The sequence below is a fragment of the Anaeromassilibacillus sp. Marseille-P3371 genome, from assembly GCF_900169665.1.
Lineage (GTDB): Bacteria > Bacillota > Clostridia > Oscillospirales > Acutalibacteraceae > Anaeromassilibacillus.
Genome location: NZ_LT835157.1, coordinates 2,537,709 through 2,559,524, shown reverse-complemented (window position 1 = coordinate 2,559,524; position 21,816 = coordinate 2,537,709). Strand labels below are relative to the sequence as shown.

At 46.4% G+C, this 21,816-nt stretch carries 13 protein-coding genes; 7 read left to right on the top strand and 6 right to left on the bottom strand.

What is annotated here, in order from left to right:
- Positions 1-4,493, bottom strand: a 4,493-nt coding sequence (locus tag B9Y59_RS15820) for a discoidin domain-containing protein (protein ID WP_085533383.1), incomplete at its 3' end; no start/stop codon positions are given.
- A gap of 290 nt (positions 4,494-4,783) precedes the next feature.
- On the opposite strand from B9Y59_RS15820, the gene B9Y59_RS10685 reads away from it, so the two are divergent.
- Entirely contained in the window at positions 4,784-5,455 is a 672-nt protein-coding gene (locus B9Y59_RS10685; protein ID WP_242967294.1) for a Crp/Fnr family transcriptional regulator, read from the top strand.
- 66 nt (positions 5,456-5,521) lie between these two features.
- Here the strand turns inward: B9Y59_RS10685 and B9Y59_RS10680 are convergent, their stop codons facing one another.
- Positions 5,522-6,898, bottom strand: coding sequence for a citrate/2-methylcitrate synthase (locus B9Y59_RS10680; protein WP_054324749.1), 1,377 nt, complete (start codon positions 6,896-6,898; stop codon positions 5,522-5,524).
- Between the two features lie 393 nt (positions 6,899-7,291).
- Between B9Y59_RS10680 and B9Y59_RS10675 the strand changes: the two genes are divergently transcribed.
- Both B9Y59_RS10675 and udk read left to right on the top strand, forming a co-directional pair.
- Positions 7,292-7,867, top strand: a complete 576-nt coding sequence (locus B9Y59_RS10675; protein WP_085533381.1) for a nitroreductase family protein — start codon at positions 7,292-7,294, stop codon at positions 7,865-7,867.
- 14 nt (positions 7,868-7,881) lie between these two features.
- Positions 7,882-8,526, top strand: a complete 645-nt coding sequence (udk, locus tag B9Y59_RS10670; protein WP_085533379.1) for a uridine kinase — start codon at positions 7,882-7,884, stop codon at positions 8,524-8,526.
- Positions 8,527-9,930: 1,404 nt separating this feature from the next.
- On the opposite strand, the gene B9Y59_RS10665 is transcribed toward udk, so the two are convergent.
- Together B9Y59_RS10665 and B9Y59_RS10660 are read right to left on the bottom strand one after the other, a co-directional pair.
- Positions 9,931-10,971, bottom strand: coding sequence for an alpha-hydroxy-acid oxidizing protein (locus B9Y59_RS10665; RefSeq protein WP_085533377.1), 1,041 nt, complete (start codon positions 10,969-10,971; stop codon positions 9,931-9,933).
- 131 nt (positions 10,972-11,102) lie between these two features.
- Entirely contained in the window at positions 11,103-12,047 is a 945-nt protein-coding gene (locus B9Y59_RS10660; RefSeq protein WP_054324752.1) for a S1 RNA-binding domain-containing protein, read from the bottom strand.
- Between the two features lie 243 nt (positions 12,048-12,290).
- On the opposite strand from B9Y59_RS10660, the gene B9Y59_RS10655 reads away from it, so the two are divergent.
- The 4 genes from B9Y59_RS10655 (at position 12,291) to B9Y59_RS10640 (ending at position 17,092) form a co-directional block, all read left to right on the top strand.
- Positions 12,291-13,262, top strand: a complete 972-nt coding sequence (locus B9Y59_RS10655; RefSeq protein ID WP_085533375.1) for a peptidylprolyl isomerase — start codon at positions 12,291-12,293, stop codon at positions 13,260-13,262.
- Between the two features lie 34 nt (positions 13,263-13,296).
- Positions 13,297-13,869, top strand: coding sequence for a hypothetical protein (locus B9Y59_RS10650; protein ID WP_085533373.1), 573 nt, complete (start codon positions 13,297-13,299; stop codon positions 13,867-13,869).
- A 218-nt stretch (positions 13,870-14,087) separates the two neighbouring features.
- Positions 14,088-15,701: a CTP synthase gene (locus tag B9Y59_RS10645; protein ID WP_085533371.1), complete on the top strand. Its 1,614-nt coding sequence runs from the start codon at positions 14,088-14,090 to the stop codon at positions 15,699-15,701.
- Between the two features lie 287 nt (positions 15,702-15,988).
- A complete protein-coding gene (locus tag B9Y59_RS10640; RefSeq protein ID WP_158089007.1) occupies positions 15,989-17,092 on the top strand; it encodes a TasA family protein in 1,104 nt (367 codons plus the stop codon).
- A 755-nt stretch (positions 17,093-17,847) separates the two neighbouring features.
- Here the strand turns inward: B9Y59_RS10640 and B9Y59_RS10635 are convergent.
- Both B9Y59_RS10635 and adhE read right to left on the bottom strand, forming a co-directional pair.
- The gene (locus tag B9Y59_RS10635; protein WP_085533367.1) at positions 17,848-18,708 is read right to left on the bottom strand and encodes a DegV family protein; all 861 of its coding nucleotides are present in this window, start codon (positions 18,706-18,708) and stop codon (positions 17,848-17,850) included.
- Between the two features lie 282 nt (positions 18,709-18,990).
- The gene (adhE, locus tag B9Y59_RS10630; RefSeq protein ID WP_085533365.1) at positions 18,991-21,687 is read right to left on the bottom strand and encodes a bifunctional acetaldehyde-CoA/alcohol dehydrogenase; all 2,697 of its coding nucleotides are present in this window, start codon (positions 21,685-21,687) and stop codon (positions 18,991-18,993) included.
- Positions 21,688-21,816: the final 129 nt, after the last annotated feature.

The following is a 21,816-nucleotide window of genomic DNA, read 5'->3' as shown; positions in this document are numbered from 1 at the left end:
TCGGTCGGGGTGAAGGTAAAGGTCAGATCTTCACACGGCATCACTTTCGCGCCGTAGATTGCATCCGTGGAGATCACCACATCTGCATTTCCTTCCACTTCCACCGCTGCATTGCTGCTCCACTGTACGGTCAACAACTGCGGCTCTGCGGCCGTCAAACATACGTGTATGTTTACTGCGCAGGGGGGCATGGTGAAGATGTATGTATTATCTGACTGCTGGCTAACCTCTACCTCAAAACCATCTTCGTCAACAACGGTTACGGAGTCAATTTGTTTACCCGCTTCCAGATCGGAGATAGAGATGGATACCGTTTCATTTTCTTTCGCCTCTGATTTATCAACGGACACAGTTGCTGTCCCACCCAATACATCATCAATCGAAACCGCGTATTTAGGAGCAAGGACAAGTTCTCCCCAAGCATCAAAACTGTAGAGGGAGTACCCAAATGAGGTTCCACGTTTAACCCCCTGCATTCGAAGATATCGTCCCGTTCCTTCTACTGCAAAAGTTTGTTCCCCTTCGCCAGACGCAGTACCAGAATAGATGGTTGTATAGGTAATATTATCGTCTGAGGTTTGAATGAGGTATTCCTTTCCATATGCCGCTTCCCAAGCGAGGCGGACTTTATTGATGTGATAGGATTCTCCGAGATCGATTGTAATCCAAGCGTTGTCTAGTTCTTCCGCAGAGGACCCTTCGATATAGGAACTCCAACGGGTGGTGCTGTTGCCGTCGATTACATTTTTAGCCGGATAATCCTCTTCTTCAAGGTTGGCAAAGGCATTCTTGCCTTCAGCGATACTCATGGGTGTGTTATCTACGGCCCAAGTACGGTTGCTAGAGACGGTCTCGCCATTGCGAGAGTAGGAAGCGACGATCGAATATTCCCCAGAGGTAGAGCGCGGGACACGGACAGTAAAGGTTTGTACCTGCCGGTCATTTCCATCCACATCGCCTGCTGCTTTTACATCATAGGATTTGGTTTCGTGGAAGATCTCTTTGCCATCCTTTGTGACTGTAAGAGTGACTTCCAGGGACTGCAAATCCTCATTGAGATCATTGATGATCGTAACAGGGACCTCCTTAACGGCGCCAGGCCGTACCGTTTCTGACCAGTCCTTAATAATAATACCGACCGGAGCGAATGCATTTCGGAAGGCTTCTTTGATGCAGGGGCGGACAGTAGGAATGGTAAGGTCCGGCATAAGAATGTCGCTTGTTGCACCACCTGCATTCGGTTTGGAATAATTAAGACCCGTGAACTGCATGATTCCCATATAATGCCGGCCTTCACGCCAAAATTCTGTTGTCTGTGCCAGGGCCTTTGCATAGAACGCCAATCGTTCTTCACGTGTGGCATTGGGCATCCATTTTTCGTAATATCCTCCAGTCAAAGAGGTAGGGTCGCCGTAGCGGTCCAGCCACAGCCAGCCGTATTCATTTAAAATCTTGGGGTTTTCATTACCCCAGGAATCCTGATTACTGCTCTTCATTTCCGTATTGGGGAAAGTATTCAGATCGGAGAGTGTAAAAGAATTGTTCAAAAACAGGTACGGATGGCATTCACAAGTATCTGTATCGCTTTGCGGGTCCGACCAACCGTTATCCCAGGGACGGTTTTGAATATCATAATCGCGTACGGACTGAATGGTTTCACCAAAGAGCGAATTGTTTGTAACCTCGTTCTGAATATCCCAAATAATCAAAGAAGGGTTGTTACAACGCTCATCCATCCAGGCGTACATTTCCGGTTTAAGGGTTTCCACAGTACAGCCGTCGGAGCAGCCGCCAAAGACGGCAAATTCGTCCATAATCATGAGGCCCTCTTCATCGGCAATATCATACCAGATGTCTGGAGCAAAGCCGTTGTGGAAGCGGAATGAGTCCCAATGCATGTCCTTAAACTCCCGATAAATCGCACGTGCCCACTCAGGGTCAAATGGATGATCTGCACGAAGCGGGTCTTCATAGAAGCGGTTCATAGCGATATTTGTACCATTCAGATAGTGGACCTCACCGTTGAGCATGGGGAGTTTCGTATCTGGATCAAAGAAGAAGGTGCGCATACCAAAACGATCCGAATATGTGTCTCCAGATGTCTGAACTTCAATTTTGTATAGATATGGATTGTTCGGTGCCCAGTATTTCTCTTCTGTGCAATCCTCAATATAAATAGCATCGACATCCAATTTTATACGGCTGTTTGCTGGTACTGTGACATCTGGTTCTACATAAGATGCAACGAGTCGTTGGTCTTGGGTGGGCGTTCCATTTTGGAAGATACCCAATTCGTAAATTCGGAAGGTGACATCTGTTGTAACATCCATATCAGACTTGTTTTCTAGAGTAGTGCGGGTTTGAATCGAACCTGTTTCCAGATTGGGCGCTGTTTGCAAAGCTGTCACAACCGGATCGGCATTTAAGATGAGGGAGACACCGTCGATCATACCAGAATAGAACGAATTGCGCTCGCCATCGGTGCCAACATGTGCAGGGCAGTCGGGATCATTTTTTTGTTGGTTATAGTTTCCCAACATGATAACAATCTCGTTTTCTCCGGCATGTAGGTAGGATGTGATGTCCGTGTTGGACGACGTAAAGTTATAGGGATAGTCCCCCGCATATTGTCCATTGACGAACACATAACGCCCATAGTAGGCTTTTCCGATGTGTAGGATCGCGTTGTCTGCCGGCTTCTCTGGCAAAGTGAGGGTTGTGCGGTACCACAATGCAGATGTGACATAGTTGGGCATGGCAATGCTGGCCTGATCCCAGAACCCCGGCACAGGAATGGAATTGTCGAATTTTTCAGGAATTGCCTGCGGCACGGGATCGCCAGCACTGAAAGTAGAACTGGTACATTCCCAGATCCCGTTCATAGGGACCTCTATACGTTCGCCAGCAGATGGTAAATGATCTACAACAAAGCGATCGATCGGTTCAGCATAGCGAAATGATATGCTGTCCAAATACAATTCGTTGTTCTCCGCAAGGGCGACTGTAATGGTTTCTCCAGATTGAATGGGAATCTCCTTTTCTCCAAAACTTTCATAGTAATGGGGACGCGTTGCAGGGAGAACGACCGTCTGTGCAGGAGAATCTCCAACGGTTAGCAAGATAGAGGTATCTGCCTCTGCACGATACTTCAAATTGTACACATTGATTTCGCCAATGTCCTCTGGTACTGTGAAGGAGACGGATTGTCCCGAATGATCCAATTTTACCGCTGTACCAACGGTGGACATGATATCCTCAGTGGGGGAAGCACCGCTGAGGTACGCATTTTTTGCAAGTACGGTGTCTTTCCCAACGCTTTCCTCCGGATAAAGCTGTCCATACGATAATGTAAAGTAATCAAGATTGACATCTACCTGCGGAACCAGTTTTATGGTGGACCCCTCTGGGATATACAGGGCGTCGGAACTTGCAATCTTCAGGGAATCCATATACCAGCCTTGCGTCGTAGAAAAGTTGATGGCTCCAATATTGACATAGGAGTCATCTTCTTGAAGCAGGTATACAAGGATCGTACCGGTATTTGGAGAGGCGTAGGCGACAGAAATACGGTTCGCCATGACAGTGCTTTCCAAGATGAATCCCTTTCCGCCCGTACTTCCCATGTAGGCACCGCCACTGGCTGCTTCATCCTGAACAATCGTGCCAGAGATTGTCTCATCATTGCCGTCGACAACCTTTGCATCCTCTGCTTCGAAATGTGCGGAGGGAATACGGGAGTATGTGGGAATGATTTCCAAGTCTTCATCGGCCTGGCAGATCAAGGTTCCATCTGGTTGCACCTGGCTTTGCATGTCTTCCCCATTTACTAAAACAGATTGCAATGTACAGTTATCGAGCGGCATAAAGCGGATTTGGGTTTTACCGCCTTTTGGAGCCCAAGTACCGGTCGAACAGATACTCCAACCATTGTCCGAACCTGCAATGTGGATCTGTACAGTGTCGGTTGTGACTGGTTGATCGGATGTAGGTGTACCATATACTTCAAACTCATAAAGAGAGGTGCCGTAGTCTGCACGGAATACAGAGTTTGCATACATTCGAATGTACCGTCCCGAGCCAGAAACCTCAATGGACTGAACAGAGGCCTTATCTGCAGAGCCGCTGTAGATGGTGGTAAATGTGGTATAATCGTTGGAAACCTGAATGTCATAGCTTGTGGCATAGGCAGCTTCCCAATTCAGCACCACACGTGAAAGATCATAAACAGCGCCGAGATCCACACAGATCCAGTTTTCGTCCGTGGGGCCGTGCCGTTCTGGAAGATAAGCTCCCGTTGCCCATCGTGTAGAAGGGTCGCCATCGACGGCCATCGCCGGGGTCATGTCGGCATTGTAACGGTCTGCACGGCTGGTAGTTGCCGGCTTATTTTGTGCAATGTTTTCTCCTGCTGAGAAGGCAGAGGCAGGCACGAGTCCAAAGCCAGTCAGCACCATAGATAATGCCAGGAAAAGTGCTGTGATTTTCTTTTTCATACTTGTACAACTTCCTCCTTTTCCAATAGATGATCGTGTCTAACCCGATGCTATACACCCCTCCTTTCGCCTGATATAGATTTCGTTTGTATTCCTCCACATGATTAAAGCGATGGAAATAATACGCGATCTTTTATGTATAATATAATCACAAAATAATGTGATTTTCAATGAGGCTTTTAGAATGATTCTCTAAAAATTTTTCATTATATTGACTGATTTTATCACTAAAAGTTTTCGTTGCGGGGAACTGCCTTGGGTGATACAATGGAAAAGAAAGAAGGGATATTGTGGAAGGCTCCGACTACTTTTTGGATTCGCAGGGATTAGATTTAAAAAAAGAAATTTGGAATATCTTTGAAACCATCCAGGTTCCACGGACGTATGCCAAGGGAGAGATGGTCTACTTACAGGGAGAGAGGGCCGATTGTCTGTATTACCTGAAAGAAGGACGGGTAAAGATTTTCTTGACCTCTGAAAATGGGATGGAAAAGACGTTGACGATTTTAGAAGGAGGAAAGCTCTTTGGGGAGGCTGCCTTTTTGGATCGCCTTCCGCGGATGTCGTCCGCGCGAACTCTAACTCGTTCGGAGATTATCGCGGTTGACCGTCCAAATTTGATGAAATATTTTCAAGAGAAACCGGTTTTGGCGATGGATCTGCTCGAATACCTTGCGCGTACGGTGCGGATGCTTTCCGCACAAGTGGACCATATGACCTTTCTGCAGGCCGATCAGCGGATTGCCCAGTTGCTTTTGAATTTGGCGGCGATGCAGGAGCGGCGTGCGGTACACTGTACTCACGAAGAACTGGCTGGTTTAGCAGGGGCGTCCCGGGTGACGGTAAGCAAAACTTTGGGAGATTTTGTAAGGCGAGGCTGGATTGCCACACGTTACCGTGAAATTGGTATCTTGGATAGGGAAGCATTAAAAAGGTTTGCTTTTGCTTCCCGAGATAAATAAAAATGCAGCATGGTCAATGATCCATGCTGCATTTTTGTTTCCCAATATTGCATATGAAGTGGTAGATTATCGTTCCTCCAATGGAATGTAATTGCGATGTGCAGAGATGCTCATATATGCAGGACGAATGATCTTACCAACATTGATCTGTTCTTCCAAGAGGTGTGCGCTCCAACCTGCGATACGTGCCATTGCAAAAACAGGCGTGAACAGCTCAGAAGGCAACCCCAACATATGATAAACAAAACCGCTATAGAAGTCGATGTTAGCGCTGACACCCTTGTAAGTTTTGCGCTCTTCTCCAATAACGATTGGTGCAAGGCGCTCTACGCGGGAATACAGTCCATACTCATCCGAGAGCCCCTTTTCTTCAGAAAGCTTTTTGACAAACTTCTTAAATATATTAGCACGTGGATCAGAGATCGAATATACCGCATGACCCATACCATAGATCAATCCAGCTTTGTCGAATACCTGCTTATTGAGCAAAGCATGCAGATAGCTGCGAATCTCATCTTCATCGGTCCAGTCTTTGATATTTTTCTTCATATCTTCGAACATCTTTACAACCTTAATGTTTGCACCACCGTGCTTTGGCCCCTTTAAAGAGCCTAAGGCTGCCGCAATCACCGAATAAGTATCCGTGCCAGAGGAAGCGACCACATGTGTTGTAAAGCTAGAGTTATTACCGCCGCCGTGCTCCGCGTGTAACACCAGCGCCAGGTCGAGAATCCGGGCTTCCAAATCGGAATACTTGTGATCCAACCGCAACATATACAGGATATTTTCTGCGATGGAAAGCTCTGGCTGAGGAGCGTGAATAAAGAAACTGTTAGAAGGATGCAACTCCCGGTAGTATGCCTGATAGCCATATACGGCCAACTGTGGGAACAGGGCAATCAGTTCAATACACTGGCGCAATACATTTGGCAGGGACGTATCGTTGCCCTTTTCATCATAAGCATATAAAGTTAGTACGCTGCGGGCCAGTGTGTTCATCATGTCGGATGTAGGCGCTTTCATAATGATGTCACGCACGAAATTGGTCGGCAATGTACGGTATTTATTCATAATCTGCTTAAATTCGTCCAACTGCTGTACATTGGGCAGTTCTCCGAACAGAAGCAAGTAGATGGTTTCCCCAAAACCAAAGCGGTTTTCGCGAAGGAATCCAGCCACCAGTTCTTCAACATCGATTCCCCGATAGTAGAGCTTGCCCTCGCAGGGAACCGTTTTGCCATCCACCACTTTTGAGGAAATAATGTCAGAGATCTCGGTCAGACCGGTCAACACACCTTTGCCGTTGATGTCGCGAAGACCGCGCTTTACATCGTATTTGGCATAAAGACTGGTGTCGATGGTACTATGCGCTTTACAGAGATCGGTCAACTCCAAAATCTCCGGTGTAATCTCAAAAAATTCATGATTCGCGTTTTTTGCCATTCTGATTCCCCTTTTCCAAGTATGATGATAGGAGGAAGTATCACACGAAATTCCCCCGGGGCCGATACCGGCAGTTGCTCATTCCCATCCCACCGGGTCCCTTTTCTGCCCAAAACAGTTAACTAATATAATTAAGTATATAACATTTCGCATATTTTAGCAAGAATCCTTGTGTTAACGAACTGTGAACTCTGTGCGAAATCACATAAAATCGCCGAAAGTTGTCGGGCGAATCAAGATAAATCGATGCAATAAATGCCTAGTTTCCTGAAAACTTATGAATAAAAATGCAGTGATATACAAAAATTTCTCAGGGGAAACCCTTGTATCAAATGTTCAGCTGGATTACAATAAAAAGAAAACCCCCTGTGGGCAAAGAAACGAGGGATTCCTTTGCTGAAGGATTTGCTAAAACAAAATCGAAGTTACCGTGGATTCGACGAAAGCTGTCAAATATCCCGTGAGGAGCTGGAGGATTTGGTGGACTGTACACGTTACACACCCTCCAGTGTAAACATGCAACCATTTAAGTATTATTTAGCCTGCGATCCGGAGACAGTTGCAAAGATTCAACCACTCACCAAATGGGCCCGCGCGCTTCCCCACATGCAGCTGCCGCATCCAGGCCATTGCCCAACCGCCTTCCTTGTGATCTGTCAGGATACACAATTGCATCCGGCAATCCAACGGTTTCAAAAAGATGTGGGGATTGTGGCGCAGACGATTCTGTTGGCAGCTGTAGAGAAAGGTCTGGGAGGGTGTATGATTGGCAATTTCAATCCGGACGAGATTCAACAAGCGCTAGATTTGACAGACCGCTTTATTCCGGTATTGCTCATCGCCTTAGGAAAACCGGACGAGCAAATCGTTCTTACAGAAGTGGGTGAGGACGGCGTTACTGACTATTATCGCGATGAAAATGACATTCATTACGTACCCAAACGTAGCTTACAAGACATTTTGCTTTGAGGGGGGCGGCCATTTTGGATAAAGCGCCCTTGGTAATTGGCGTAGCGGGTGGAACGGGATCGGGAAAGACCACGTTGGCTAACAAGTTGAAGGAGGCTATGCAAGGAAATGCGCTGATTCTATCCCATGATTTTTATTATCGTTCCGATGCGAACACTCCATTTGAAGAGCGTGTTAAATGGAACTATGACCATCCAGCAACCTTTGACACGGACCGGATGATCGAGGATGTTGAGAAACTCAAAAGGAAACAAGCGATCGATCACCCGGTGTATTCTTTTGTCACCTATTCCCGGGAGGAGCAAACCGTCCATATGGAACCTGCGCCAGTAATTATTTTGGAAGGGATTTTGATTTTTGAAAATCAGCGGCTACGGGATTTAATGGATATAAAGGTCTTTGTGGATGCCGATGCCGACATCCGGCTGATTCGCCGGCTTCTGCGGGATGTCAAAGAGCGGGGGCGCAGTTTGGATTCGGTCATCGATCAATACATGCTTACCGTTAAACCTATGCATGAACAATTTGTCGAACCCAGTAAACGATATGCGGACATTATTATTCCGGAGGGCGGGAAAAACCGTGTGGCCCTACATATGCTGGTCGACCGTATTAATGCCTTATTGCACACTACTACACGATCAGTATCAAGTATGTAGCCATAGCGCGCATAAAAAGCTGAAAAGCCGTGGATTGCAGAATCCCTGCATTCCACGGCTTTTTGTAAGCACTCTGTAATTCCCCGATGGATTGGTTATGAAAAGGATGACTTTTTCTCCCAGGTATGGCCTTCTGGTGAATATGCTTGACCAAAAGAGCGAGTGTCCCCTGCAATCCTTCTAATTCCCAATAAGCCCCATATCAGGGAGAAGGTATATGGCAATCCACATTAGCAGTTCAAAAGCATAGCATTATCTAAGTTCATATAAGAATATTTTTAAAAAGGGAAACGTTCTATCCATAAAAATGTACCAAATTTCTTTATGTTCGGAATGGGAGGTTACTCATATGCATAAAGATAGTGGCTTTTATAAAAAGCTACTTTTTCTTTTCTCGCTTCATTCAATAGTACATCCATTATAACAGATAATACGAGCTATTTTATATGTTTTCCAACATATGATTCAGCCCATTTGCTATGTTAATTTTGAATTTTTCATGTGTTTAATTTTTTTATGGTCAAACTCGTGGAAGCTAAACGTCTATATACTCAAGAAAGATCTTGAGCAAATAGATTGAAACATAAATACTTCCGTCTCTTTCATTTCAAAGATTGTTGATGTAGAAAAGACATTGAAATTAGAAACATATATGAACCAAAATATGTTGAGTAGATTCTTGTTTTACCAGAATTCAGTCAGGTACACCAATATCGTATTAAATTCTACAATACTAAAACAAAAATCAGAAAAACAAGGAGAAAAACTGAGCGTTTATATACGCCCTGTCTACGGATGGGACCAGCCCTGTATTTGTGGCCCCCACCACACAATTCCCCCCTCGCCCTCTTGCCGTGAAAACGTCCTTGTCCTCCCTGGAGGGAACGGTATTTCACAACAACACCGGCAGAGTGTAAAACACATTACACTTTGCATTGCAAAGTCCGTGTGCCATATGGGATGTTGTCCGCCTTAAATCCTCCATAACAAAAAGCGATATGCTACCCCTCAATGGGATGCATACCGCTTTTTCTTGTTATCGGCCCTTCGATTGTATTGGTTGAGCAAAAGCCAGCGTGGGAACGGGATTGTATCTTTCACTTTGGAAAACTCCCATTTTGAGATAGACTACTCAGATACGTCCAATATCTCTTCCAATTGTCTCTGCGGTAGCCCGGTCGTTTTCTCGATACCCAAATCCATTCTCCCAAATATTGTTTTGTACGCCCTCTCATCCGGTTGGTTCACTTCATTGGTACACCGAATCTATAAAAAGTCCACTCTTTTTCCTTGAAGTTTGTCAACGGTCGATTGCATACGCAGTAAAAGAACAAATAAATGCGAAATGGGAAAATATAATCTCAATTGCCGGTGCCATAGGAGGGAGTGTTCGAAAGAAGGAGCTTAACAGAAAGAGACTTTTTCATGACATAGGCTGATTTTGTCCTTCGTAATGTCGGATAATGTTGCACAACCGGTCATCTTCATGGCGTCGCGTAGCTCGGAGAGAATTTTCTGTGTATAGATGGTGACACCTTCTGCGCCGCCGCCGCAGGCAGCCACAACATAGGGACGGCCAATCAAAACGGCGTCGGCACCCAGTGCAAGCGCCTTGAATACATCCGTACCTGTGCGGATGGCACCGTCTACGAATAGTTTGACCTGTGTTCCTACAGCGGCCCGAATCGCAGGTAGAACCTCTGCCGGTGCCGGAGTATGGTCAAGAACACGTCCGCCATGATTGGATACCACGATGCCATACACACCGGTTTGTACGGCCTTTTGGGCGCTTTCCGGTGTCATAATCCCCTTGAGAAGAAATGGGAGTTTCGTGGACTGTATGATCTCTTTAAGCTCATCCACGTCTTTTGAACAAACCGGCTTTCCTGCAGCAGCCAGAAGGGGGAGTCCAGCAGAGTCGATATCCATGCATAGGGCCATAGCGCCGGCTTGCTCAGCAAGCCGAATCTTTTCCAGTACCTTGTCCTTGTCCCAAGGTTTGATGGTGGGAATTGCCACGCCATCCGCAGCTGCAACAGCAGAGAGAGGGTCGGTGAAAAAGAAATCTGCGGCGCCATCTCCGGTGAAAGCTGCACATCCGGCCGCTTTGGTTCCGGGGACCAGCGCTTCGGCATAGGTCTTTTCGCTCAGATAACCATTGTAATTATTGGATAATCCGCTGATAGGTGCGGCGAATACTGGGCCCGCAAAAGTTTGGCCAAAGAAAGAGCAGGAGGTGTCCTGTCCTTGATTGGCGTAGATCAGATCCATATGAATTTTAATACCTGCGAGATATTCGAAACTGTGTATAAATGCTCTGCCCGTTCCCTTTCCACCAGTGCCTGGGATTTCTCCCCGGCAGGCAACGCCATTACACTCACGGCATACGCGGCAGTTGGGGGCCATTATTTTTCGGGCATTTTCTAAAATTTCACGATACTCCATAATACATTCCGCCTTTCTTAGAAAAAGTATACCATAATTTGGACAAGGATTCCAATGCGGAATGCAGATAGGTGCTGATACCGCAAAAGGGCGTGGCAACCTTGCCACGCCCTTTTGAGACCATCATAATTCTAAAGCCCTTCACAGGGTTGCGTAGTAAAATCGGTAATAACTTCTTTTTCGCTGCCCTCAGGCGAATAGACGAAGCGTTCCATATGGTCGCCTTCGAAGAAGTATTTCGGCGGTGTAGGGCGGTAATGATAATCAAAGGTATCGATAATGACGAGCTTTACTTTCATCCGTGCGGGAAGAATGCTCTTTATGTAAACGCTTGCCTGCTGCCCTGGGATGACGTCTTCGCGGCTTTCTGCCAGTCCCGCCAAATTTGGTGAGAGTTCCACAAAAATCCCGTATGGTTCGACAGAACGTACAATTCCTGCAACTGTTTCCCCAGCAGAAAACATCGCAACATTTTCTTCCCAGGTACCAAGTAACTCCTTGTGGCTTAATGTAATGCGCCCGTTCTCAATGGATTTTACCAGTGCTCGGATGTTCATGCCGACGGTAAAGCGCTCCCGTGGATGGTCAATGCGGGATACAGAGATTGCATCGATTGGAAGAAGGGAGACAATACCACAGCCGATGTCCGCAAAAGCGCCGAAATTTTCAAGATGGGTGATTTGAGCGTTGATAATGTCCCCCGGAACCAAACGGCGGATGAATGCTTCCCGGCATTTTTCCTGTGCAGCTCTGCGGGAGAGCAAAACCGTGGTGTGACCATCCCCATCTTTCTGGAATCCGGTCACAATAAAGCAAACGGGACGATTCACACGGGAAATGATGGCGATGTCGCGTACAGTACCTTCACGAATCCCAAGGGCCCCCTCATCGCGCGGGATAATTCCCTTCGCGCACCCCAAATCGACGAGCAGATTGTGTGCACTGTCACAAACGAGCGCACGTCCTTCCAAAATTTGACCCGTACGGCAAGCTTCAATTAGTGCAGCGGTACTTTGCAGAGCAGCACGGTTTTCAGCCGTATCGATCAGCCAGCCCTCGGGATAATATTCAACCATTTTGAACCCTCCTTATCTCTTACATGGTTATCTATATGCGTTTTTTGCCGGTGGCATGCGTTCATATGGAAGGTTCCTGAGTGGTTTTCTTTGTGCATTTCAGCGGTGTGCTTACTGTAAAAGTGATTTTTTTGTGAATTTCTGCCGGTCTGTCTTGCATATTTACCGATAATATACTATGATGGACATATTGTCCCAGCGATACGGGAAAATTTGATTGCGAAGAAAGAGAGAGTTTCGAACATGAAAAAGAACAGACGTAGAATCATCAGTGCACTGTTGGCGTGCACTTTGCTTGTAGCCTTGACAGCATGCGGCGGGGATACCACCACTTCCTCGGAGGAAACCAGCAGCGCTTCTCAGACCGAATCCAACGCGTCTTCGGAGGCAGCCACAGTGGGGGATGTTGAAATTCCTGCAGACGCGGAAGATCATGTGCGTCCGGACGATGGCAAGCCTGTTGGTTATCAGTTGGAGAAGCCTGCAGATGGTGAAGAGATAGCTGTTTTGCACACCTCGATGGGAGACATTCGGATTCGTCTGTTCCCAGAAGCAGCACCGAAAGCAGTGGAGAATTTCAAGGGACTGATTCAGGATGGTTATTACAATGGAATTGTGTTCCATCGTGTAATTGATAATTTCATGATTCAGGGCGGCGATCCGACAGCGACCGGTACAGGCGGCGAGAGCATTTGGGGTGAACCCTTCGAGGATGAATTCAACACCAATTTAATCAATCTGCGCGGTGCGCTTTCCATGGCCAATTCCGGCGTCGATACAAATGGCAGCCAGTTCTTCATTGTACAATGCAAAGACACGGTAACCGATGATACAGCGGAAACAATGATGTCTACAATGTATATGAATCGTGAAACATGCAAGGCAACGCTTATGATGAATGACAAGATGGCATCCGGCGCAAGCCAGGAGGAGATGAATTCCTATGTGGATGCCCTCAATAACGCATTGAACGAGATCTATACAAATGGGATTCCAGAAGATCAGAAAGCCGTTTTGCAGAAGGCAATTGATCTGTATAAAGAAGTTGGCGGTACGCCGCACCTCGACTATAAGCATACCGTGTTCGGCCAGGTGTTCGAAGAGGATATGGCCATTGTTGACCAGATTGCTGCGGTAGAGACCGATGAAAATGATAAGCCGACTACGGATGTGACCATCGAAAGTGCGGAGATTACGACTTACCACGCGGAATAATGCGGCTTCCCATGACTAAGGAGAGAAACAAACAATGAGCGAAAACAATCAGCAAAATCCTCAGGAAGAACGCGAAGAACAGCGCGTTCCGCCGCAACCACCGTATCAACCGCCCTATGGTGCGCAACCGCCTTATGCCAATCAGACCCCTCCACCGTATCCTCCCTATGGCCAACCACCCTATCAGCCCTATGGGGGAATTCCACCGGAGAAACCGCCAAAAACGCATGCGCCGTCCAATCCAGAGACGGTCAAGTTATTCAACATTTTATCCTACTTTAGCTTCCTCTGGTTGGTAGGATTGATTGCAGACGGCCGTAATCCAAAAGTGCGGTATCATGTGAATCAGGGAATACTGCTTTCTATTTTTGAGGTTGTATTCGGTTTGGTGGTGAGTTTGCTTAGCAGTTTATTCACTTCGCTGTTTTCTTTGGCGTTGGGTGGAATTATGGTCTTTTCCCAATTGGGGGCTACATTGGTCGGACTATTGCAGTTGGCACAATTTGGGGCTGTGGCAGCTCTGATTATTGTTGGTGTTATGCATGCAGTGCAAGACCGTGAAGAACCTCTTCCATTGATCGGTTCTTTGTTCACGATTCTGAAATAACGACTTGTTTTTTGGACAAAAAACTGGATTATCGTTCCGAATATTTTTATGCGTAAATATCGCCCTTTGCATTGACAAAACTATGCAGTGGGCGATATAATTTTTTGTGTTTTTGCAGGAATACGTGAGAATAGTTGCATAAAATAGGAGAAAATTCTATAAAACGACCTTGTTTTGAAAGTTTTATGATCGGATATCGCATATAAGGGGGAAAGGACATGTCAGTAAAGTACATTTTCGTTACGGGAGGCGTGGTCTCTGGGCTTGGAAAGGGAATCACAGCAGCTTCTTTGGGACGCCTTTTAAAAGCACGCGGTCTGCGAGTTACCATGCAGAAGTTTGATCCGTATCTCAACGTGGACCCGGGAACAATGAATCCGTTTCAGCATGGTGAAGTGTTTGTAACCGACGATGGCGCTGAGACAGATTTGGACTTGGGACATTATGAGCGTTTTATTGATGAAAACCTGTCACAGAATAGCAATGTCACCTCTGGGCGGGTGTACTGGAATGTCATTCAGAAGGAGCGCAATGGAGACTACGGTGGCAGTACAGTACAAGTGATCCCCCATATTACAAATGAAATTAAAACGCGAATTTCTTCTGGAAAAGAAAATGTTGATGTCGCCCTGATTGAGGTTGGCGGTACAGTAGGAGATATCGAAAGTTTGCCTTTTCTGGAGGCTATCCGTCAGTTTGCGGCGGAAGTCGGCCGCGCCAATTGTCTGTTTATTCATGTAACATTGGTTCCTTATATCGCCTGTTCCAACGAACAAAAGACAAAACCAACCCAACATAGCGTCAAAGAACTTTTGGGTCTCGGGATTCAACCAGATGTCATTGTTCTGCGTTCAGAACAGCCGGTGGGCGAGGAACAGAAAAAGAAGATTGCCTTATTCTGCAATGTGCGGGAAGACTGTGTGATTGAAAATTTAGATCTACCTCTTTTATATGCGGTGCCTCTGGCCTTGCGGGAGGAAAGGTTGGATGATATTGTATGCCGCCATTTCGGTTTGGATACCAATGGCCCGGATCTGGGGGAATGGATTTCCATGGTGGATACGGCCATGAACTTAAAATCACAAGTAACGGTTGCTCTAGTTGGAAAATACGTAGAATTGCACGATGCCTATCTCAGCGTGGCAGAAGCACTGACACACGGTGGAATTGGCAATCGCGTCAAGGTGCGAATCCAGTGGATCGATTCTGAGACGATTTCGCCCGAAAATGTAGCGGAGATTTTAAAAGATGTACATGGAATTCTGGTTCCGGGAGGCTTTGGTCAACGTGGGGTGGAAGGGAAGATCGAGGCGATCCGCTTTGCACGTGAACAAAGGATTCCTTTTTTGGGGATTTGTCTGGGAATGCAGTTGGCGGTAGTGGAATATGCACGCCATGTTCTGGGATATGCAGATGCCAATTCTGCGGAATTCGACCCACAGACCGAACATCCGGTGATCGATTTAATGCCCGAACAAAAAGATATTATCCAGTTGGGGGGAACGATGCGCCTTGGAAAATATCCATGTAAGTTGGAAGAAGGTTCAAAAGCAGCGTTCTTATACGGGAAACCTCTTATTGAGGAGCGCCATCGCCACCGCTTTGAGGTAAATAATGAATTCCGGGAGACTTTTCAAAAGGCAGGGGTGCGGTTCTCTGGAAAATCTCCGGATGGACGTATCGTAGAGATGATGGAATTGCCGGATCATCCTTGGTTTTTAGCGGCACAGTTTCATCCAGAGTTTAAGTCGCGCCCGAACCGTCCGCATCCTTTGTTTCAGGGATTTATTGAAGCGGCAAAAGTCTTTCAAGAAAAAAACAGAAACGTGTAAAGTACAAGAGCCAGCTTTTCTGTTCGCAGAAGGGCCGGCTCTTATTATGAACCATAACTCTAAAAATATCTCAGAAATATTTCTAAAATCAGGAAATATGGATTGACAAGCGATAGGGAAGGTGGTATTCTGAACAAGGTTTTCCGGAAAACGATGTTATAAAGTTAGCTGATGCTAATTTTAAAAAGTCCGCGCAGGTAGTGAATTTTTTGGCAGTTAGATAAAGCTAAAAATGAAACTTACGAATCATTTAGATGAATAACATCAATGGAGGGAAAACTTACAAAATGGGTAAAAGTGGAAAAAGACTAGTATTGTCTGTTGGGGCAGTACTGACCGCCCTGTGCGTTACCGCAGGGGCAACGATGGCGTACTTCAACGATACGGAACCGCTCGCAGGGGACTTCGTATCCGGCAAGCTTGATATTTCGGTTACACCGGATCAGGCAGAGCCTGGCGAGCAGAAAATTGACTTTGAGAACCTTCGTCCCTTGACTGAAGAAGCTTTTGAGGTAGAGTTGACTGAGGTCAATGGAAAGGTTGTCAATGCAAATACAGAGGGATATTCCCCAATTCCAGTTTATTTTCAGCCGGTAACAGTCCGCAACGAGGGAACTTTGCCGGCACAAATTATGTTCCAAATGGTGGACGACGGTCCGGACGGCAAGAAAGATGTCGATGAGATCACCGTGGAAAACGTGACCATAAATGACAAGGTCTACGGCGAAAAGGTAACCCAGACAGGTGAAAAGGTAACTTGTGAAGAATCCAACTACATTTTGAAGGACAAGCTGAAGATCTTTGTTTACGAGAAGAACGGTGACGGTGAATGGGAAAAAGTTCCGAATGTAAACCTGAATGAGAACACTCTTGAAGAGGGAGAGACGGCGGAATATCAGCCGTTTACCTCGGAAGATCCGTTGCCGGCCGGAAAAGAGAGTGAAGAACAATTCCTGATCGCTGGCTATCTGCCGGAGGACGCAGGAAATGCCTATCAGGCAAAGCATTACCATGGCGTGTTGTTGGTCTATGCTGGCCAGGTGGATGAGGGCGCTGAATGGGGACCAGCGGAGCCGGACAAGCTTTCTGCACCGACCATTTATGGCGAGCCGCAAACCCAAACCTACATGGATTACTATACCGTTGCGTTCAATGAAGGTTTTGATGTAGTAGATCCCTGGAAAGAGGCAGTCCAGAGAGTTACGGTAAATGGTGTGGAGTATCGAGAGACGGATTATATCAGTTTTGATTCCAACCAGACCTATCAACTGCCGCCAGCGGACAACGAGATCCGCATCGGAAGCGAAAGCTTTGAGAAGGGTGAAACCTATCATGTTGTTGTCGAAGCAGAAGGTTATGAGGATCTTACCTTCGACATTGTAGCGAAATAGTAATCGTTGTTTCTCTATATTTAAATAGTCCAGTGCTCGGCCTGTTCTGAGACCGAGCACTTATTTTATGTACACAATAAAACCCTTGATTCCAATTATAAAATAAATCATCCATTGCTTGTGTGAAAGTGCTGAGAAATAAATACATATTACATTTTATGGGGAGGATTTTTTCTGTTGCCTTCATTATAATTCTGTTTATTTGGTTTCTTTGCCCGCATCGAAATCATAAGAATTTTGTCATTGACAAGAGTAAGGGATGGTGATACCTTAAATGTGCGTTTTTCGGAAAATGATACCAGGCGGTTAGTTTTAGCTAACTGAAAGAGGTGCACACTAACAGTGAATTCTTTCACTGTTAGTGCTGTCTAAACCTACAACTACAATACAGATCGGACCTATCAGATCTCCGAATATGACAATGAATTCTGCATTGGAGCCGAAAGTTTTAAACGTGGAGAAACCTATCATGTTGTCATGAAAGCAGATGGTTATAAAGGTTTCACATGTGATATGAAGGCATAACGGCTAGACGGCACACCACAAAAATTAAGCGCCCAACCTTGAGGAAGGTCGGGCGCATTTTTTATCAAAGCGACGTTAAGAAAACAATTTACTTTAATTTCTATCATGATCAAGTTGAAACGTTTGGAAACCGATGGAGATGAATCCATTTCATCCTCATTGTTAACCGTAGTAAAGACAAAATCATGTCTATACTCTTTGATACAGGCAAAGTAGATTCTCGCATAATTTTATTCTCTTGTTTTTCGGAATACACCAATTCCCAGTAGACCAGGCCCTGTATGAACTCCCAAGGCCGGACTGATCTGTCCCTGTACAGTAATCTTTCCTTTGGGAATTTTAGTTTTGAGATCTGCATAAATCCGTTCTGCCTCTTCCGCAGCGTCCCCATGCATAATCGCGAGCTCTACTTCCGAGTGGCCAGCCATCTGTTGCGCAAGCGCTTCAAGCTTGTGGATGGATTGTACACGTCCAAGGGCCTTTCCAGCCGTATAGTAAATTCCGTCGGAATTGCAGGATATGATCGGCTTTAGGTTGAGTGCTGTGCCAAAAGCTGCGGCAACCAGCCCAATTCGGCCCCCTTTTTGTAGGTATTCTAAACTTTTAACGCAAAAGAACACGCGGCTATTTGGAACCTCTAAGGGCAACTTTTGCAATAATTCCTGCCAACACATCCCATGTTCCAGATATTGAGCAGCCCGCAGAGCCAGAAAGCCGCTGCCAATGGAGATATTTTTTGTATCCAATACATGGCACTCAAGACCGTGATAGGCATCCCCTAAGATTTTCATCACATTACAGGTTCCGCTCAGATTGCTGGAAATACAGACGATCAATACCTTTTCATAACCATCCGCTTTAATTTGATCGAAAACCTGATTGATGAGGGCGCCATCTGGAAGAGAGGTCTTGGGAATTTCAATGGGAAGCATGGCATATACCGTGTTGGCACTGATGTTCACGCCGTCCAGATATTCCCGTTCTTTGTACAAAATACGCAGGGGAATTTGATAGATATGATATTTCTCCAAAAGCTCCTTGGGAATATCTCCGCCGGAATCGGTTAAAATGGCTACTTTATCCTGATTCATAGTAAAAGCCTTCCTATTAAAATTATGTAATGATAAGCACGCTGTTATCTGGTTTTTATAACAAGATTATAGCGTGCTTTTATAGAAAAGTCAAGGCAACGGCTGTTACAATTCATAGAAGTGTCGTACGCTTTAAGCGCTGATATAGCCCTTCCCTCCATTTGAGGACCTTCTGAAAGAGGAAGAATCGAAAATGCCAACCATCGAGAAAATTTTGGATGGTTTCTTCTTCATGAATCATATTGAAACTTTGTTTGGTGTTTTAAAGCTATCCGGGTCTTATCAACCTCTATAAGGAGCATAATACGCCTGCGCATAGATTTCCTGAATTTCGCGGATCAGCGGATACCTTGGGTTTGCGGTAGTACATTGATCCTCATGCGCACGCTCCGCAAGTTCCGGAAGGCGGTCAAAGAAAATCTTTTCTTCCACACCACAATCCTTGATACACAGGGGACAGTCGAGCTCCTGTTCTAGGCGGTAAACCGCTTTGATGAGATTTTGAACACTTTCCTCTGTGGTCCGTCCACCACAGCCGATAAATGAGGCGATCTTTGCGTACTTTTGATCCGCAACAAAGGTTTCGTACTTTGGAAAAGCAGTAAACTTGGTGGGCTTTTGCGCATTGTAGGCAATGACATAAGGAAGAATGACCGCGTTGGCCCGCCCGTGGGGAATATGGAACTCTCCGCCCAATTTATGCGCCATAGAGTGGTTGAGTCCCAAAAATGCGTTGGTGAATGCCATGCCTGCGATACATGAGGCATTGTGCATCTTTTCACGCGCTACAGGGTCTGCGGCGCCGTTTTTATAGGCGCGCGGGAGATATTCAAATACCATGCCGATCGCCTGAAGGGCCAGGCCATCCGTGTAGTCGCTTGCCATGACGGATACATACGCTTCAATTGCATGTGTGAGGACGTCCAGACCGGTGTCACGGGTGGCTGCCTTGGGAAGGTTCCAAACGAATTGCGGGTCGATGATGGCTACATCTGGACGGACTGCATAGTCGGCAAGCGGATATTTAATGTTCCCGTTTTGGCGATCCGTGATAACAGTGAATGCAGTTACCTCACTTCCAGTACCAGAAGTGGTTGGAATCGCGACAAGTTTTGCCTTTTCCCCTAAACGTGGGAATTTATAGGCGCGCTTCCGGATGTCCAGAAACTTTAAACGCAGACCATCGAACGAAGCTTCCGGATGTTCATAAAAGAGCCACATCCCCTTTGCTGCATCGATAGCGGAGCCGCCGCCGAGCGCAATAATCACATCGGGTTGGAATGCGCGCATAGCCTCTACGCCTCTTCGAATGGTTGAAACATCCGGATCGGGTTCTACATCGGAATAGATCTCGGAATGGCAGTACACAGGCCGTTTCCGCAGATAGTATAAAATCTTGTCCACATATCCCAGCTGCACCATGGTCGCATCCGTGACGATAAAGGCGCGTTCGATGTCCGGCATCTTTTCTAAATATTGAATAGAATCTTCTTCAAAGTAAATTTGTGGCGGTACTTTGAACCACTGCATGTTGACCCTCCTCTGGGCAATCCGTTTGCGGTTAATCAGATTCACAGAGGACACGTTGGAGGTGGTGGAATTGTGACCATAGGAGCCACATCCAAGCGTCAGAGAAGGGGTATTGGTGTTGTAAATATCACCGATTGCCCCCTGTGAGGAAGGAGAATTGGAGATTACACGGCCGACTTTCATCTCCTTGCCATATGCTTTGATGAGGTCTGGATTTGTAGAGTGAATCACAGCGGAATGCCCCAAACCGCCGAGTTCCAACATTTTTTTAGCCATCGCAAAGCCTTCGCCGTGACCTTTGACCACGAAATAAGCCAGAACGGGAGAGAGCTTTTCGCGCGAAAGCGGATAGTCAGGTCCTACATCAGCAAGACGTGCGATAAGGATCTTCGTCTGATCCGGCACATGAATGCCGCTCTGCTCGGCAATCCAAGAGGCAGATTTTCCGACAACATCTGGGTTGACTGCTTGTGTCTGTGGATTGATAACAAAGTTGGAAACCTTTTCAATCTCATCCTCCTGTAAAAAGTAGCAATTGTTTGCCTTCATAATGCGTTCAAAGGAATCTGCAATTTCTTCATCCACAATGACAGCCTGTTCAGAAGCGCAGATCATGCCGTTGTCAAAAGTTTTGGAGAGCATCAAATCTGTACAGGCACGTTCCAAACGGGCGGTCTTTTCAATGTAGCACGGGACATTTCCAGGTCCGACACCCAAAGCTGGTTTCCCCGTACTATAGGCCGCCCGGACCATTCCACTGCCGCCGGTCGCCAGGACCAAGGATACGCCGGGATGGTTCATCAACGCATTGGTAGCCGCAATGGATGGCGCTGTAATCCACTGTATGCAGTCCTCCGGAGCGCCGGCCCTGACTGCGGCATCGCGCATCACCCGTGCAGCCTCGACAGAGGATTTTTGGGCACTTGGATGAAATCCGAAGATGATCGGATTGCGCGTTTTCATACAGATCAACGACTTGAAAAGCGTAGTAGAAGTTGGATTGGTAACAGGAGTGACACCGGCGACCACACCCACAGGTTCTGCCACTTCCACATAGTCCTCTAACTCATTTTCTTCCACAATTCCAACGGTTTTCTGGCCCTTAATGGAGTGCCAAATGTATTCTGTCGCAAAGATATTCTTGATAATTTTATCCTCGACAACGCCGCGTCCGGTTTCTTCATAGGCAAGTTTTGCCAACCGTACATGTTGGTCCAATCCGGCCAATGCCATAGCGTGAACAATGGAATCGACTTGTTCCTGGTTCATGTCCATAAAAGCCTGGAGGGCCTTTTGCGCCCGCTGAACCAGGCGATCAATCATTGTGTGTACTTCTCCTTCGGTGTCAGCCGCTGCCTCCCGTGCCCGTGCTTCCACAGCGGCATCTGTTTCGGATTCCGGGATGCCTGTTTTCTTTACCACAGGTACTTTTCTTGCTTTTTCATCCATACCTTGGTTCCTCCCCTGTTGTATTTGTTGGTAGTATCTCCTTGTGGAAAAGGAAATATGCTGAAAAGTAGGGGGAACTTGCGGCTTTTTGCGTATAAAGGCAGCGCGCAGTTGGAAAAAGAGCTTACT